13 protein-coding genes and 2 tRNA genes are annotated in these 13,828 nt (G+C 58.7%); 13 read left to right on the plus strand and 2 right to left on the minus strand.

Annotation, left to right across the window (positions count from 1 at the left end; translation table 11 throughout):
* Nucleotides 1-2: 2 nt before the first annotated feature.
* The 7 genes from lolB (at nucleotide 3) to ychF (ending at nucleotide 5,199) form a co-directional block, all read left to right on the plus strand.
* Nucleotides 3-620 carry a lipoprotein insertase outer membrane protein LolB gene (gene lolB, locus JKA62_RS04570; RefSeq protein ID WP_011335924.1) on the plus strand — a complete coding sequence of 206 codons (618 nt, stop codon included), beginning with the start codon at nucleotides 3-5 and terminating at the stop codon, nucleotides 618-620.
* A 3-nt stretch (nucleotides 621-623) separates the two neighbouring features.
* Complete coding sequence (gene ispE, locus JKA62_RS04575; protein ID WP_011335925.1) at nucleotides 624-1,475, plus strand: 4-(cytidine 5'-diphospho)-2-C-methyl-D-erythritol kinase; 852 nt, start codon at nucleotides 624-626, stop codon at nucleotides 1,473-1,475.
* Between the two features lie 37 nt (nucleotides 1,476-1,512).
* Nucleotides 1,513-1,587, plus strand: a tRNA-Gln gene (locus tag JKA62_RS04580).
* Between the two features lie 47 nt (nucleotides 1,588-1,634).
* Nucleotides 1,635-2,576 (plus strand): ribose-phosphate pyrophosphokinase, encoded by a 942-nt coding sequence (locus JKA62_RS04585; RefSeq protein ID WP_003171603.1) that lies wholly within the window; start codon nucleotides 1,635-1,637, stop codon nucleotides 2,574-2,576.
* A gap of 141 nt (nucleotides 2,577-2,717) precedes the next feature.
* Nucleotides 2,718-3,320 (plus strand): 50S ribosomal protein L25/general stress protein Ctc, encoded by a 603-nt coding sequence (locus JKA62_RS04590; protein ID WP_011335926.1) that lies wholly within the window; start codon nucleotides 2,718-2,720, stop codon nucleotides 3,318-3,320.
* Nucleotides 3,321-3,491: 171 nt separating this feature from the next.
* Nucleotides 3,492-4,076 carry an aminoacyl-tRNA hydrolase gene (gene pth, locus JKA62_RS04595; protein ID WP_007951726.1) on the plus strand — a complete coding sequence of 195 codons (585 nt, stop codon included), beginning with the start codon at nucleotides 3,492-3,494 and terminating at the stop codon, nucleotides 4,074-4,076.
* Between the two features lie 22 nt (nucleotides 4,077-4,098).
* On the plus strand, nucleotides 4,099-5,199 hold the full coding sequence (gene ychF / locus JKA62_RS04600; RefSeq protein ID WP_007951727.1) for a redox-regulated ATPase YchF: 1,101 nt from the start codon (nucleotides 4,099-4,101) through the stop codon (nucleotides 5,197-5,199).
* 62 nt (nucleotides 5,200-5,261) lie between these two features.
* Here ychF and JKA62_RS04605 read toward each other — a convergent pair whose 3' ends face one another.
* Nucleotides 5,262-6,479: an MFS transporter gene (locus JKA62_RS04605; RefSeq protein WP_011335927.1), complete on the minus strand. Its 1,218-nt coding sequence runs from the start codon at nucleotides 6,477-6,479 to the stop codon at nucleotides 5,262-5,264.
* Between the two features lie 333 nt (nucleotides 6,480-6,812).
* Here JKA62_RS04605 and JKA62_RS04610 point away from each other — a divergent pair, with 333 nt between their 5' ends.
* The 6 genes from JKA62_RS04610 (at nucleotide 6,813) to JKA62_RS04635 (ending at nucleotide 12,585) form a co-directional block, all read left to right on the plus strand.
* Nucleotides 6,813-8,870 carry a methyl-accepting chemotaxis protein gene (locus tag JKA62_RS04610; protein ID WP_011335928.1) on the plus strand — a complete coding sequence of 686 codons (2,058 nt, stop codon included), beginning with the start codon at nucleotides 6,813-6,815 and terminating at the stop codon, nucleotides 8,868-8,870.
* 115 nt (nucleotides 8,871-8,985) lie between these two features.
* A tRNA-Met gene (locus tag JKA62_RS04615) sits at nucleotides 8,986-9,062 on the plus strand.
* A 224-nt stretch (nucleotides 9,063-9,286) separates the two neighbouring features.
* The gene (locus JKA62_RS04620; protein WP_011335929.1) at nucleotides 9,287-10,534 is read left to right on the plus strand and encodes an S-type pyocin domain-containing protein; all 1,248 of its coding nucleotides are present in this window, start codon (nucleotides 9,287-9,289) and stop codon (nucleotides 10,532-10,534) included.
* A gap of 9 nt (nucleotides 10,535-10,543) precedes the next feature.
* Entirely contained in the window at nucleotides 10,544-10,813 is a 270-nt protein-coding gene (locus JKA62_RS04625) for a bacteriocin immunity protein (protein WP_011335930.1), read from the plus strand.
* Between the two features lie 264 nt (nucleotides 10,814-11,077).
* Nucleotides 11,078-12,328 carry an S-type pyocin domain-containing protein gene (locus JKA62_RS04630; protein ID WP_011335931.1) on the plus strand — a complete coding sequence of 417 codons (1,251 nt, stop codon included), beginning with the start codon at nucleotides 11,078-11,080 and terminating at the stop codon, nucleotides 12,326-12,328.
* Nucleotides 12,329-12,330: 2 nt separating this feature from the next.
* A complete protein-coding gene (locus tag JKA62_RS04635; protein WP_011335932.1) occupies nucleotides 12,331-12,585 on the plus strand; it encodes a bacteriocin immunity protein in 255 nt (84 codons plus the stop codon).
* A 59-nt stretch (nucleotides 12,586-12,644) separates the two neighbouring features.
* Here the strand turns inward: JKA62_RS04635 and JKA62_RS04640 are convergent, their stop codons facing one another.
* The gene (locus tag JKA62_RS04640; RefSeq protein WP_011335933.1) at nucleotides 12,645-13,751 is read right to left on the minus strand and encodes a DUF2817 domain-containing protein; all 1,107 of its coding nucleotides are present in this window, start codon (nucleotides 13,749-13,751) and stop codon (nucleotides 12,645-12,647) included.
* Nucleotides 13,752-13,828 lie beyond the last annotated feature (77 nt).

The raw sequence follows: 13,828 nt of genomic DNA on the forward strand, positions 1-13,828 counted from the left end.
TCATGTTTTTGCGCCACGTCATCGTTTTCAGCTTCATCGCCCTGCTCGCCGGTTGCGCGGGCTTCGGCGCCCGTGAATCGGTCGAAGGCCACGGCAATCCGGCACAGTGGGCCGCGAACAAACAACACCTGACCGGCCTCGACGGCTGGCAGATCGACGGCAAGATCGGCATCCGCGCCCCGAAAGATTCGGGCAGCGGCACGCTGTTCTGGCTGCAACGTCAGGATTACTACGACATCCGCCTGTCCGGCCCGCTGGGTCGTGGCGCGGCGCGACTGACCGGCCGTCCGGGCGCGGTGTCGCTGGAAGTGGCGAATCAGGGCCGTTATGAAGCGCCGACTCCGGAAGCACTGGTCGAAGAGCAACTGGGCTGGAAACTGCCGGTCTCGCATCTGGCGTGGTGGGTTCGCGGCCTCCCGGCACCGGACAGCAAAAGCCGTCTGACCCTGGACGGCAACAGCCGCCTGGCCAATCTGGATCAGGATGGCTGGCAGGTTGAATACCTCAGCTATGCCGAACAGAACGGTTACTGGCTGCCCGAGCGGATCAAGCTGCACGGCAGCGATCTGGACGTGACGCTGGTGATCAAGACCTGGCAACCGCGCAAACTGGGGCAATAACGCATGACCGCTCCACGCCTCACTTTGCCTTCACCGGCCAAACTCAACCTGATGTTGCACATTCTCGGTCGCCGTGAAGACGGTTATCACGAATTGCAGACGCTTTTTCAGTTCCTCGACTACGGCGACGAAATCACCTTCGCCGTCCGTGACGACGGCGTGATTCGCCTGCACACCGAATTCGACGGAGTGCCCCACGACAGCAACCTGATCGTGCGCGCGGCGAAAAAACTGCAGGAACAATCCGCCTGCTCGCTCGGCATCGACATCTGGATCGACAAGATCCTGCCGATGGGCGGCGGCATCGGGGGCGGCAGCTCGAATGCGGCCACCACCCTGCTTGGCCTCAATCATTTGTGGCGACTGGGTTGGGATGAAGATCGCCTGGCTGCACTGGGCCTGACGCTGGGCGCCGACGTGCCGGTGTTCGTGCGTGGTCATGCGGCTTTTGCCGAAGGTGTCGGTGAGAAACTGACCCCGGTCGAGCCCGCCGAACCGTGGTACGTCGTGCTCGTTCCGCAAGTCTCTGTTAGTACGGCAGAAATTTTTTCAGATCCTTTGTTGACACGTAACACGCCGCCCATTAAAGTGCGCCCCGTTCCCGAGGGAAACAGTCGAAATGACTGCTTGCCGGTGGTCTCGAGGCGTTATCCAGAAGTACGTAACGCATTGAATTTGTTAGGTAATTTTACCGAAGCAAAACTTACCGGAACTGGAAGTTGTGTGTTTGGGGGCTTCCCAAGCAAAGCTGAAGCTGATAAAGTCTCGGCCCTTCTGACAGAGACCCTTACAGGGTTTGTAGCGAAAGGAAGCAACGTTTCGATGTTGCATCGCAAGCTGCAAAGTCTGCTCTAAAGGAACCAAGTGCCCGGCACTTGCAAGCAACAGATACAGGGGCGTCGCCAAGCGGTAAGGCAGCAGGTTTTGATCCTGCCATGCGTTGGTTCGAATCCAGCCGCCCCTGCCATTTTCCTATACTCATCCAGGTATACCCTCAGCCTTCAGGTACTGCGCGTGTCCAAGATGATGGTCTTTACGGGGAACGCTAACCCCGATCTGGCTCGGCGTGTCGTACGTCAGCTGCATATCCCTCTCGGTGACATCTCTGTCGGTAAATTTTCCGACGGCGAAATTACAGCCGAGATCAATGAAAACGTTCGTGGTAAAGACGTCTTCATTATTCAGCCGACTTGCGCTCCGACCAACGATAACCTGATGGAACTGGTAGTGATGGCTGATGCCTTCCGCCGCTCCTCGGCTACTCGTATCACTGCTGTTATTCCTTATTTTGGTTATGCCCGTCAGGATCGCCGTCCGCGTTCCGCACGTGTGGCTATCAGCGCGAAAGTCGTTGCTGACATGCTCACCGTAGTCGGCATCGACCGTGTTCTCACGGTGGATCTGCATGCTGACCAGATTCAGGGTTTCTTCGATATTCCGGTAGATAACATCTACGGCTCCCCGGTTCTGGTGGATGACATTGAAGATCAGCGCTTCGAGAACCTGATGATCGTGTCCCCGGACATTGGTGGCGTCGTGCGTGCACGTGCCGTTGCCAAATCCCTGGGTGTGGATCTCGGGATCATCGACAAACGCCGTGAGAAAGCCAATCACTCTGAAGTGATGCATATCATCGGCGATGTCGAAGGGCGTACCTGCATTCTGGTCGATGACATGGTCGATACCGCCGGCACTCTGTGCCACGCGGCCAAGGCCCTGAAAGAGCATGGCGCAGCCAAGGTCTTTGCCTACTGCACACACCCTGTGCTGTCGGGTCGGGCCATCGAGAATATCGAAAATTCCGTGCTGGACGAGCTGGTGGTCACTAACACCATCCCGCTGTCCGCTGCAGCACAAGCCTGTGCACGTATCCGTCAACTGGATATCGCACCGGTTGTTGCCGAAGCGGTTCGCCGCATCAGCAATGAAGAATCGATCAGCGCGATGTTCCGTTAAGGGCCCTGCCCTTCTCGAAATGTCTCGTTGACGAAAAGCGCCCCGCCCCGGCATTCCTGCCGGGGCGGGGCTTTTTTGCCCATACCGTGTTCGGCGCTGGTCGCAAACGCCACTCGGTCATGGCTATTTTGGAGATACAAAATGAACGATTTTACTTTGAATGCTGAACTGCGTTCCGACCTGGGGAAAGGTGCGAGCCGCCGCCTGCGTCGTCTCGCTGCCCTGGTTCCAGCTGTTGTTTACGGTGGCGACAAAGCCCCTGAATCCATCAGCATGCTGGCCAAAGAAGTTGCCAAACTGCTCGAAAACGAAGCGGCCTACAGCCACGTTATCGAACTGAACGTTGGTGGCACCAAGCAGAACGTGATCATCAAGGCTCTGCAACGTCACCCGGCCAAAGGCCACGTGATGCACGCTGACTTCGTACGCGTTGTAGCTGGCCAGAAACTGACCGCTATCGTTCCTGTGCACTTCATCAACGAAGCTGCTCCAGTGAAGAAAGGCGGCGAAATCTCGCACGTTGTTGCCGAGATCGAAGTTTCCTGCCTGCCAAAAGACCTGCCTGAGTTCATCGAAGTCGACCTGGCTAACGCTGAAATCGGCACCATCGTTCACCTGTCGGACATCAAGGCTCCTAAAGGCGTTGAGTTCGTTGCTCTGGCACACGGCGATGACAAGGCTGTTGCCAACGTCCACGCTCCACGTGTTGCTCCAGAAGCTACCGAAGAAGGCGCAGCAGAGTAAATCACTCTGTCATGCCTGAGTGAGCAGGTAACATCGCGGACTGGAACGTAGCGAGAAAGCGGGCGGGAACGCGGAGTTTACATCCATGGTAAATGAGCATTTTTCGTCCACTTTCGCCGCCTTCCCTGATCGCGGCGATGTTATCCACCACTCAAAGGAAGGGCCCCTATCGTGACTGCCATCAAACTGATCGTTGGCCTGGGAAATCCAGGCGCTGAATACGAGCAGACCCGGCATAACGCAGGGGCCCTTTTTGTTGAGCGCATCGCCCACGCACAGAATGTGAATCTCGTGGCCGATCGCAAGTATTTCGGCCTGACCGGGCGTTTTTCGCATCAGGGTCAGGATGTTCGTCTGCTGATTCCCACCACCTACATGAACCGCAGCGGCCAGGCCGTGGCGGCACTCGCCGGTTTCTTCCGCATCAAGCCTGAAGAGATCCTGGTGGCACACGACGAACTCGATCTGCCTCCGGGCGTCGCCAAACTCAAAGTCGGCGGCGGCCATGGCGGTCACAACGGGTTGCGCGACATCATTGCGCAATTGGGCAATCAGAATACGTTCCACCGCCTGCGGCTTGGCATCGGCCACCCGGGCGTCGCCAGTATGGTTTCAAATTTCGTCCTGGGTCGTGCGCCACGCGCCGAACAGGAAAAACTCGATGCCAGCATCGACTTTGCCCTCGGCGTGCTGCCGGATATCCTCGCCGGTGAATGGAACCGCGCGATGAAAAACCTGCACAGCCAGAAGGCCTGACTCTAATCCGAGGGGAAACACCATGGGATTCAATTGCGGCATCGTCGGCCTGCCTAACGTCGGCAAGTCCACCCTGTTCAACGCCCTGACCAAGTCCGGGATCGCGGCCGAGAACTTCCCCTTCTGCACCATCGAGCCGAACAGCGGCATCGTGCCGATGCCGGATCCGCGTCTCGACGCTCTGGCGGCCATCGTCAATCCGAAGCGCATCCTGCCGACCACCATGGAATTCGTCGACATCGCGGGCCTGGTTGCCGGCGCGTCGAAAGGTGAAGGCCTGGGCAACAAGTTCCTGGCCAACATCCGCGAAACCGACGCGATCGCTCACGTCGTGCGCTGCTTCGAAGACGAGAACGTGATCCACGTCTCCAACAGCGTCGACCCGAAACGCGACATCGAAATCATCGACCTGGAACTGATCTTCGCCGACCTCGACAGCTGCGAGAAGCAACTGCAGAAAGTCGCGCGCAACGCCAAGGGCGGTGACAAGGACGCGGTGGCCCAGAAGGCCCTGCTTGAGCAGTTGATCCCGCACTTCAGCGAAGGCAAGCCTGCGCGCAGCCTGATGAAGAACATGAGCGCCGACGAAAAGGCCATCATCAAGGGCTTCCACCTGCTGACCACCAAACCGGTCATGTACATCGCCAACGTCGCTGAAGACGGTTTCGAGAACAACCCGCACCTGGACGTGGTCAAGGCCATCGCCGAAGAAGAAGGCGCGATGGTTGTCCCGGTCTGCAACAAGATCGAAGCGGAAATCGCCGAGCTGGACGACGGCGAAGAGAAAGACATGTTCCTCGAGGCCCTGGGCCTGGAAGAGCCTGGCCTGAACCGCGTGATCCGCGCCGGCTACGAAATGCTGCACCTGCAGACCTACTTCACTGCCGGTGTCGAAGAAGTCCGCGCCTGGACCGTCCGCGTCGGTGCCACCGCACCGCAAGCAGCCGGCGTGATCCACACCGACTTCGAGAAAGGCTTCATCCGCGCCGAAGTGATCGCCTACAACGACTTCATCCAGTACAAGGGTGAAGCAGGCACCAAGGAAGCCGGCAAATGGCGCCTGGAAGGCAAGGATTACATCGTCAAGGACGGCGACGTGATGCACTTCCGCTTCAACGTGTAAAAGCTGCACCCAAGAAAAAGCCGCGTTGATACGCGGCTTTTTTTTGCCCGAAATTCAGCCTGTCAGGCTTTTTTGGTTCTCGGCAGGAAGATCGTCAGCACCCCGAACAGCGGCAGGAACGAGCACAGGAAGTACACGTATTCGATGCCGTGGATGTCCGCCAGATGCCCGAGCAACGCCGCGCCAATCCCGCCAAAGCCGAACATCAGACCGAAGAACACCCCGGCAATCATTCCGACGTTGCCCGGCACCAGCTCCTGCGCGTACACCACGATCGCCGAGAACGCTGAAGCGAGGATGAAACCGATCACCACGCTCAGAACGCTGGTCCAGAACAGGTCGACATGCGGCATCAGCAGCGTGAACGGTGCCACGCCAAGGATCGAGAACCAGATCACCGCCTTGCGCCCGATCTTGTCGCCGATAGGTCCGCCAAAGAACGTGCCCGCCGCCACTGCGCCGAGGAACAGGAACAGGTGCAATTGGGAACTGGCAACCGACAGGTCGAACTTCTCGATCAGGTAGAAGGTGAAGTAGCTGGTCAGGCTGGCCATGTAGAAGTACTTGGAGAACACCAGCAGACCGAGCACCACCAGAGCGCTGATCACCCTGCCCTTCGACAGTCCGTGAGTGGCGGCCTGGCCGGCCTTGAGCTTGAACAGGTTCAGGTGATGGGCGTACCAGCGGCTGATGCGATAGAGCACGAACAGCGCAAACACCGCGAACAAGCCGAACCAGGCCACGTTGCCCTGCCCGAAAGGAATGATGATCGCCGCCGCGAGTAACGGGCCGAAGGCCGAACCGGCATTACCACCGACCTGGAACGTCGACTGCGCCAGACCGAAACGCCCACCAGAAGCCAGGCGGGCGATACGAGAAGCCTCGGGGTGAAAGGTTGATGAACCAATGCCGATCAGCGCCGCCGCCAGCAGAATCAACGGAAAACTGCCAACCATCGACATCATCACGATGCCAATCAGGGTGCACACAGAACCTGCCGGCAACAGCCACGGTTTCGGATGGCGATCGGTGTGATAACCGACCCACGGCTGCAGCAGCGAAGCGGTCAATTGGAAGGTCAGGGTAATCAGGCCGACCTGGGTAAAACTCAAACCATAGTTGGCCTTGAGCATCGGATAGATCGACGGCAACACTGACTGGATCAGGTCATTGATCAAATGCGCCAGCGCCACCGCGCCAATGATGCGCATCACCAAAGGGCTGCTCTGGGGAGGAGCGGACGCCGAGGCAGCGGCGGTCTGAACATTGCTGATAGCCATGGGAATTTCCGGACTGCAGATGGGTGCACGCGGGCAGGTGCGTCAATGTGCCATTTTTCGGTGCGTCAGCGCCATCCTCTTAGCCAGCTAACGAACTATTCAGTCGTCGCGCCGCAAGTGATAGCGCAACGCCATGGTCTGAATCTTGCCTTGCTTATCGGCTTGAACGCGGCGCCCTTACAAAGGGCATCGAGAATGGGAAGTTTCGCTACAGAGCCGGCCTACAGAGCGGGCAAGGGTGAACTTTCGAGGCCTTTTAGCAGGGCACCAATCCCGGTCGCAGCGACCGGGATGCACGCCGATGGTGCGTGGTGTCCAGAGGAGTCATGGGGCATGCAGGCTTTTTTATCACCGGGGATCAGGTTGCTGGGGCGGTTTGGCTTCGCGCGTAAATTCCAGTTGTTGTTTCTGCTGTTTATCCTGCCATTGGCCGGCAGCCTGTTAATGATCGGCCAGGACTATCGCGACAAACTCAACCTGATCGCCGGCGAACGTGCCGGTGTGCGGCAGTTGCTTGCCCTCGATGCACTCGACAACCTGCTCGCCGCTCAACGTGACCGCGCCGCCCGCTGGCGCGCCACGGAAACCAACCGCCAGCCGACGCCCGCCACCCTGGCCGCCGTGGCCGCATTCGATGGCGTGCAACCTGCCGTGGCCCAGGCCACGCTGGAGCTGGGCAATGCCTTGCAAGCCGAAGGCGCGGAAAGCGAAACCCTGACCCGCTATCAGGCTCTGCAAGCCGCGCTCAATGGTCTGGACTCGAAAAGCCTTTCCGGTGTCGGCTGGTGGCCGGACGGTTACGACCGCTTCACCAATGCGCTCAGCGCCCTGCAAGCGTTGCGCGAACAAATCGCGATGGACAATCGGCTGATCCTCGCGCCGTGGCTGGAAACGTATCTGCTGACACAGATTTCCACCCAGCACGCACCGGACCTGATCGAGCGGGTCGGCCGACTGGCAGCCGTCGGCCAGGCTTCTGTAGTTTCCGGCCAGTTCACCCTGCAAAGCCGTCTGCAACTGCGTGACCTGCGCAGCCGTATCGGCGACGCCCGCGAGCAGTTGGTGAAAACCGCGAGCCTGCTCGAAGCGCGTCTGCCGCCAGCCCTGCAAGGCTGGGCCGGGCAGTATCACGACAGCCTCAAACAGCTGGATGCCGGGTTGAAAGTGCTGGATGACGGCGTGTTCGGCGGCAGCATCAATCTCAAGCCGGAAGAGTTCGAACGCAGCCTTGACGCCCTGCTCGGCAACCTTGCCACGTTGCGCCAGCAATCGCTGGTGTCGCTGGATCAGCGGCTGGATGACTACCATGGATCGGCGATTCGTCAGTTCATCGTTGTCGCGGCGGTCTTCGGTTTTCTGTTGCTGGCGGCGCTGTACCTGTTCGTCTGCCTGCAAGCCTCGATCCGCCGCAGCGCCAGTGGCATCACGCTGCTGGCCGAGGCCCTGCGTGACGGCAATCTGAGCCTGCAAGTGCCGGTCGTGGGCCGTGATGAACTGGCGTCGATCAGCACTGCACTCAACGTGGCCGTGGTGCAGTTGCGCACCAGCCTGCTGGGTGTCGATCACGAGACTTCGCAACTGAGCAACGCCGTGCGCAGCCTTAATGATCACTCCAGCGGAGCTCTCAGCGAAGTCGAAGCGCAGCAATTGCAGATCAGCCAGATCGCCGCCGCAGCCACGCAATTGGCGGCGACCTCCCAGGGCGTGGCGCAGAGTTGCGAACAGGCTTCCGGCAGCGCCCAGCACACCCGGCGCATCGCTGCCGACAGCAGCCGTGACAGTCAGCGCACCACGGCGAGCATTCAACAGCTCAATCAGCGCCTGAACGAAACTGCCGCAGCGCTCGGCCGGGTCAGCGAGCAAGGGCAGCAGATTCAATTGGTGGTCGACACCATCCGTGGCGTCGCCGAGCAGACCAACTTGCTCGCACTCAACGCCGCTATCGAGGCCGCTCGCGCGGGTGAACAAGGTCGTGGTTTTGCCGTGGTGGCGGATGAGGTGCGCAGCCTGTCGCAACGTACGCAGTCGTCCACGGCGCAGATTGCCGGAACGGTCGACAGCCTGCGCAATACGGTCAATGAAGCCGTGAGCCTGATGGAGGCTGCGTGCGGCCAGGCGCAATCGGACGCGGAAGCCGTCACGGGACTTGGCGAACGCCTGGGGGAAATCGCCAGCGCCGTGCAGAGCGTCACTGACACCCTCGCCCAGATCGCCACGGCAGTCGAAGAACAGGCGAGCACCGCCGATGAGGTCAGCGGCAATATCCAGCAGGTGGATCAGGCGGCAGTTCGCCTGCTCGAAGGCGCGCGGGCGGTGAACCTTGCGGCGGACACCTTGAGCCAGGGCAGCCATGCCTTGAGTGCCAACACCGGAAGATTTCAGCTGCGTTGAAAGCCCTTCCCGCGCCTTTTTTCGGCGCGGGAGGATAAGCGGTTGAAAATAAGAAGAAATATTTTGAATTTACGCTTGACGCTTTTCCATTTCAGGGGAATAATGCGCGCCACTTGGCTACATAGCTCAGTTGGTTAGAGCATAGCATTCATAATGCTGGGGTCCGGGGTTCAAGTCCCTGTGTAGCCACCAAGTACTAAAAACGGCTTACCGAAAGGTAGGCCGTTTTTTTATGCCTCGAGAAAAGTGCCCTCCCCGCTGGATCGGTCTGATTCTGTAGGAACCCGGTGCGAAAGGCGTACGAAGAGGATTTTTCGTTCGTCCAGGCACCTGCATCTGCGCCAGTCGATTTGATCGCCATCCCGATTGACCGACACGCTCCCCTGTCTCGATTCCAGGACAGACAGGGAGTGGTCATGAACCTGAACAAATTCCTTTTCGACGATGAGTGGCGTCGAAAACGCCCGAGCGAAAACGCGACATGGACCGGATGGATTCCACCCCCGCCACCAGAACCCGTTTATATCCGGACAGACGAATGGCCCACCCCGACGCCCCGCGACGATCTGGTATTTGCCAAGTCCTGCACACCGGACAACTGGTGTCGAACGGATGCCGGCACAACACCTGAGCCCGCCTCTCACTTTGGCAAAGTCATGGTGGCAGGCGCCCTGCGCATTCCCGCTGCCAGTCACGCCGTAGCGAAGGCCATCGGCGCCGATCTGGCGTTGGGGCGCATGGCCGGTGGTGGAATCCTGCAGCAGCGCCTTAATTGGGCAATCCGCGGTGCGGGAGGCCCGGCCAGCGTGTTTATCCTCGGGATGCTCCCGACCCGAATGGGCGACGGCACGCTTCACACTGATGAACAGCTACGCAGCATGAGCCGCGCCACCACTCGCGTGCGGTTCCAGTTCCGACGCGATGCCGAAGGCGTCATGCAGGTTTACGGCATCCACACCGGAGCCTCGGGCGACGACTCGGTGCGTACCGTAAAAGTCGAGTGGAACAACGACAAGAGCGCCATGGAGGCGAAGCTCAACGACATCACGATTTTGTGGACGCCGCAACGCGGGCCGCTGGGATCGATGCCGCCGCTGGTTCATCCGGAGCACGGCGAAGCACTGAGTACGATCCTCGTCCACCCGATCGCCGCGAACACCGACAGCCAGATTGAAATCCTGCCCGGCGAAGACATCACCGCCGAGGATTGTATTCTGGTGTTCCCGGCGGAGACCGGGCTGAAGTCGTTGTATGTGGTGTTTTCGAAACCGGCGAGATTGATGCCGGGGACGGTGACGGGGGTTGGGGAGGATGTTTCCGGTGTATGGCTTGACCATGCCCGGGGGGGATCTGGTGCGCCAATCCCAACCAGCATTGCCGATTCGCTAAGAGGGCGTGAATATTCCAGCTTTGATTCATTCAGGCGCGCCTTCTGGGCCGAAGCATCAAAAGATACCAGGCTAGCCGGGCAACTCAGCGAAGATAGCTTGGAGCGTATGCGCAACGGAAAGGCGCCTCGCGCCCGATTAGCTGATGCGGCTGGTAAAAGAATCTCTCACGAAATTCATCATGTGGAACTGATATCTCAAGGCGGCGAGGTCTATAACGTTGACAACCTGAGGGTCCACACTCCTAAAAATCACGTCGAAATACACCAAGATTGAGGCAACTGCATGAGCGACCCCTTCATCAAAAGCAATTTCTCTGATTACACCGAACAAGACTTCGTTGAGTTCATTGACGAGATCAGAAAGGAAGACAAGGCACCTACAGATGACCGTGCAGATATTCTATTGTTGCACTTCAACAAGATCGTTGGGCATCCGAGCAAGATGGATCTTATCTACTACCCTGAGCCAGGTGCTGACACGTCGTCATCTGGCATAGCCCGTACAATCGCGACATGGCATGAAGCAAACGGACTGCCAGGATTCAAGAAGTGAAGATTCATGGTCAATCACTGAAATGACTTCACACCACTAAGTATTAAAAACGGCTTACCAAAAGATAGGCCGTTTTTTTGTGCCTCGAGAAAAGTGGCCCACTTCAGTGGGCCGGCATGATTCCGTAGGAACAGAGCGCGAAAGGCGTACGAAGAGGATTATTCGTTCGATCAGGCCTCTGCATCCCGGCAAGTCGATTTGATCGCCATCCCGATTGACCGACACGCTCCCCTGTCTCGATTCCAGGACAGACAGGGAGTGGTCATGGACCTGAACAAATTCCTTTTCGACGATGAGTGGCGTCGAAAACGCCCGAGCGAAAACGCGACATGGACCGGATGGATTCCACCCCCGCCACCAGAACCCGTTTATATCCGGACAGACGAATGGCCCACCCCGACGCCCCGCGACGATCTGGTATTTGCCAAGTCCTGCACACCGGACAACTGGTGTCGAACGGATGCCGGCACAACACCTGAGCCCGCCTCTCACTTTGGCAAAGTCATGGTGGCAGGCGCCCTGCGCATTCCCGCTGCCAGTCACGCCGTAGCGAAGGCCATCGGCGCCGATCTGGCGTTGGGGCGCATGGCCGGTGGTGGAATCCTGCAGCAGCGCCTTAATTGGGCAATCCGCGGTGCGGGAGGCCCGGCCAGCGTGTTTATCCTCGGGATGCTCCCGACCCGAATGGGCGACGGCACGCTTCACACTGATGAACAGCTACGCAGCATGAGCCGCGCCACCACTCGCGTGCGCTTCCAGTTCCGGCGTGATGCCGAAGGGGTCATGCAGGTTTACGGCATTCACACCGGCGCTTCGGGCGATGACTCGGTGCGTACCGTAAAAGTCGAGTGGAACAGCGACAAGAGCGCCATGGAGGCCAAACTCAACGGCATCACCATTCTGTGGACGCCGCAACGCGGGCCGCTGGGATTGATGCCACCGCTGGTTTATCCGGAGCACGGCGAACCACTGAGCACGATCCTCGTCCACCCGATCGCCGCGAACACCGACAGCCAGATTGAAATCCTGCCCGGCGAAGACATTACTGCCGAAGATTGTATTCTGGTGTTTCCGGCAGAGACCGGGCTGAAGTCGTTGTATGTGGTGTTTTCGAAACCGGCGAGATTGACGCCTGGGACGGTGACGGGGATTGGTGAGGATGTTTCCGGGATATGGCTGGCGGGAGCAGGAACGGGGATTGGTGTGCCGATTCCCACGCGAATAGCAAACAGGCTCAGAGGGCGGGAGTTTTCAAGTTTCGACAAATTCAGGGAGGCGTTTTGGGAGGAAGTGGCCAATGATCCTGATCTGGCGGAACAATTCATACAGGGGAACATCGAGCGAATGCGCAATGGTTTGTCGCCAAAGGCTCGCAGGCAAGACTGGGCGGGAGACAGAACATCTTATGAGTTGCATCACGTCGAGCATATTGCCAATAACGGCGCGGTATACGACATAGACAACTTGCGAGTGAACACTCCAAAAAATCACGTTGAAAACCACCGAAGTGGATAGCCATGAAAAAAACCATTTCTGACTACACAGAAGCTGAGTTCATTGAGTTTCTGAAATCCGTGCTGGCGGCCAATACAAGTCCCGATGAAATACTTGATCCGTTACTTTTTGAGTTTGAACGTCTCAGTGAGCACCCGGCAGGATCTGACTTGATTTATTGGCCGGAGGATTTGAGCAAAAGAGTGACAGCCGAAGGCATCACAGAAACGGTGAAAGAGTGGCGTGCTGCCAACGGCCTACCTGGTTTCAAGCAGTAAACATCTGGAATCCATACTCCAAACAGCTAAAACGGCTTACCGAAAGGCAAGCCGTTTGTTTATACCTCTTCCCCCAAGGCCAAGAGCCCCTTCGCCCAAATCTGCCGCGTCCGCAAACCGACAATCGCCCGCCAGTCCGGATCCGCCGGATAAAACTGCTCCAGCAGATTCAACTTGATCGCCCGCCCCGTCGCATCCAGCGGATCGCCATGCAGATGCAGCCAGTGATCGTCGCGCAGGTAACGATGCACGTCCGGCCCCGGATAAGTGCCGCACTCGATCACGAACGGCATCAGCTGCACATTCGGCAGCGCATTGAGCAGTGCCTGCGAGGTGTACCCGGTGGCGGTTGCTGCAACGCCGGTATCACTCAAGGTTTCGGCGCCGGTGTGTAGCGTGTAAAGCCACGGGCCGTAAATCGATTGCGCTTGGGCCAGTGCCGGATACGGCGCCTGGGTAATCGTCAGCAGCATCGGATGCCCGTACTCACCGGCGCCGGTGTGCAGGTCGAAACACATCACGGTTTCAGCGCCGGCCAGATGATTCTCGATGATGGAATGCAACGTGCGATTCGACCAACTCGGCGCGAGCCCGCCGAAGAACAATCCGTCGGGATGACTGTGCTGACCGCTCTCGACAATCGACATCACCGCCGGCCAGCCGTGCTCGGCAATTTGCGCATCCAGCAAGGCATCAGCCTGTTGCCGCTGAGGGCCGTTCAAATCGGTGCAGGCGTAGATTTCATGAAGCGCCGCGTAAGCGCGGTTGTCCGGAAGCGGTCGGTTGAAATCCAGGTGATTGCGGTTGAGGTCAATATTGTCTTCATTGACCCGCCGCAGCCACGCCGTGCCCCACGGGTTGATCAAGTGGATCATCACGACCGCGACATCCTTCGGCAGCGACTCCGGCGTGAAATGCTTCAGCCAGTCGATCTGGCACTCCGAACCGTAATAACCTTCAACACCGTGGGTGCCGCTGAGCGCCACCAGGCGCCGTTTGGCCGCTGGATCCCCCAGCACCGCGACATCGGTACTCAAAGACTCGCCAAACGGCCCATTGAGCGGATGCGCGTACGAAGAGAGCGTGGCACCCGCCACCTTCGCGGCAGCAAGAAAGCGCTCGCGCTGTTCGCGATAGCTGGGCTGGGTCGGAAACTCGTTGTGCATGGCGGCCTCTTGTTGATTGCTCTGGCTTCACGTTTGCCCATGACCCTACAGAAAATCCGCCAAGGCATGAAGGACGA

The sequence above is a fragment of the Pseudomonas sp. B7 genome (genome assembly GCF_016735645.1).
Classification (GTDB): Bacteria; Pseudomonadota; Gammaproteobacteria; order Pseudomonadales; family Pseudomonadaceae; genus Aquipseudomonas; species Aquipseudomonas glycinae.

Bases quoted from the DNA above. Each gene is read 5' to 3' on its own strand.
- lolB (WP_011335924.1), top strand. From the start codon at position 3: ATGTTTTTGCGCCACGTCATCGTTTTCAGCTTCATCGCCCTGCTCGCC.
- ispE (WP_011335925.1), top strand. From the start codon at position 624: ATGACCGCTCCACGCCTCACTTTGCCTTCACCGGCCAAACTCAACCTG.
- JKA62_RS04590 (WP_011335926.1), top strand. From the start codon at position 2,718: ATGAACGATTTTACTTTGAATGCTGAACTGCGTTCCGACCTGGGGAAA.
- ychF (WP_007951727.1), top strand. From the start codon at position 4,099: ATGGGATTCAATTGCGGCATCGTCGGCCTGCCTAACGTCGGCAAGTCC.
- JKA62_RS04605 (WP_011335927.1), bottom strand. From the start codon at position 6,479: ATGGCTATCAGCAATGTTCAGACCGCCGCTGCCTCGGCGTCCGCTCCT.
- JKA62_RS04610 (WP_011335928.1), top strand. From the start codon at position 6,813: ATGCAGGCTTTTTTATCACCGGGGATCAGGTTGCTGGGGCGGTTTGGC.
- JKA62_RS04620 (WP_011335929.1), top strand. From the start codon at position 9,287: ATGAACCTGAACAAATTCCTTTTCGACGATGAGTGGCGTCGAAAACGC.
- JKA62_RS04625 (WP_011335930.1), top strand. From the start codon at position 10,544: ATGAGCGACCCCTTCATCAAAAGCAATTTCTCTGATTACACCGAACAA.
- JKA62_RS04630 (WP_011335931.1), top strand. From the start codon at position 11,078: ATGGACCTGAACAAATTCCTTTTCGACGATGAGTGGCGTCGAAAACGC.
- JKA62_RS04635 (WP_011335932.1), top strand. From the start codon at position 12,331: ATGAAAAAAACCATTTCTGACTACACAGAAGCTGAGTTCATTGAGTTT.
- JKA62_RS04640 (WP_011335933.1), bottom strand. From the start codon at position 13,751: ATGCACAACGAGTTTCCGACCCAGCCCAGCTATCGCGAACAGCGCGAG.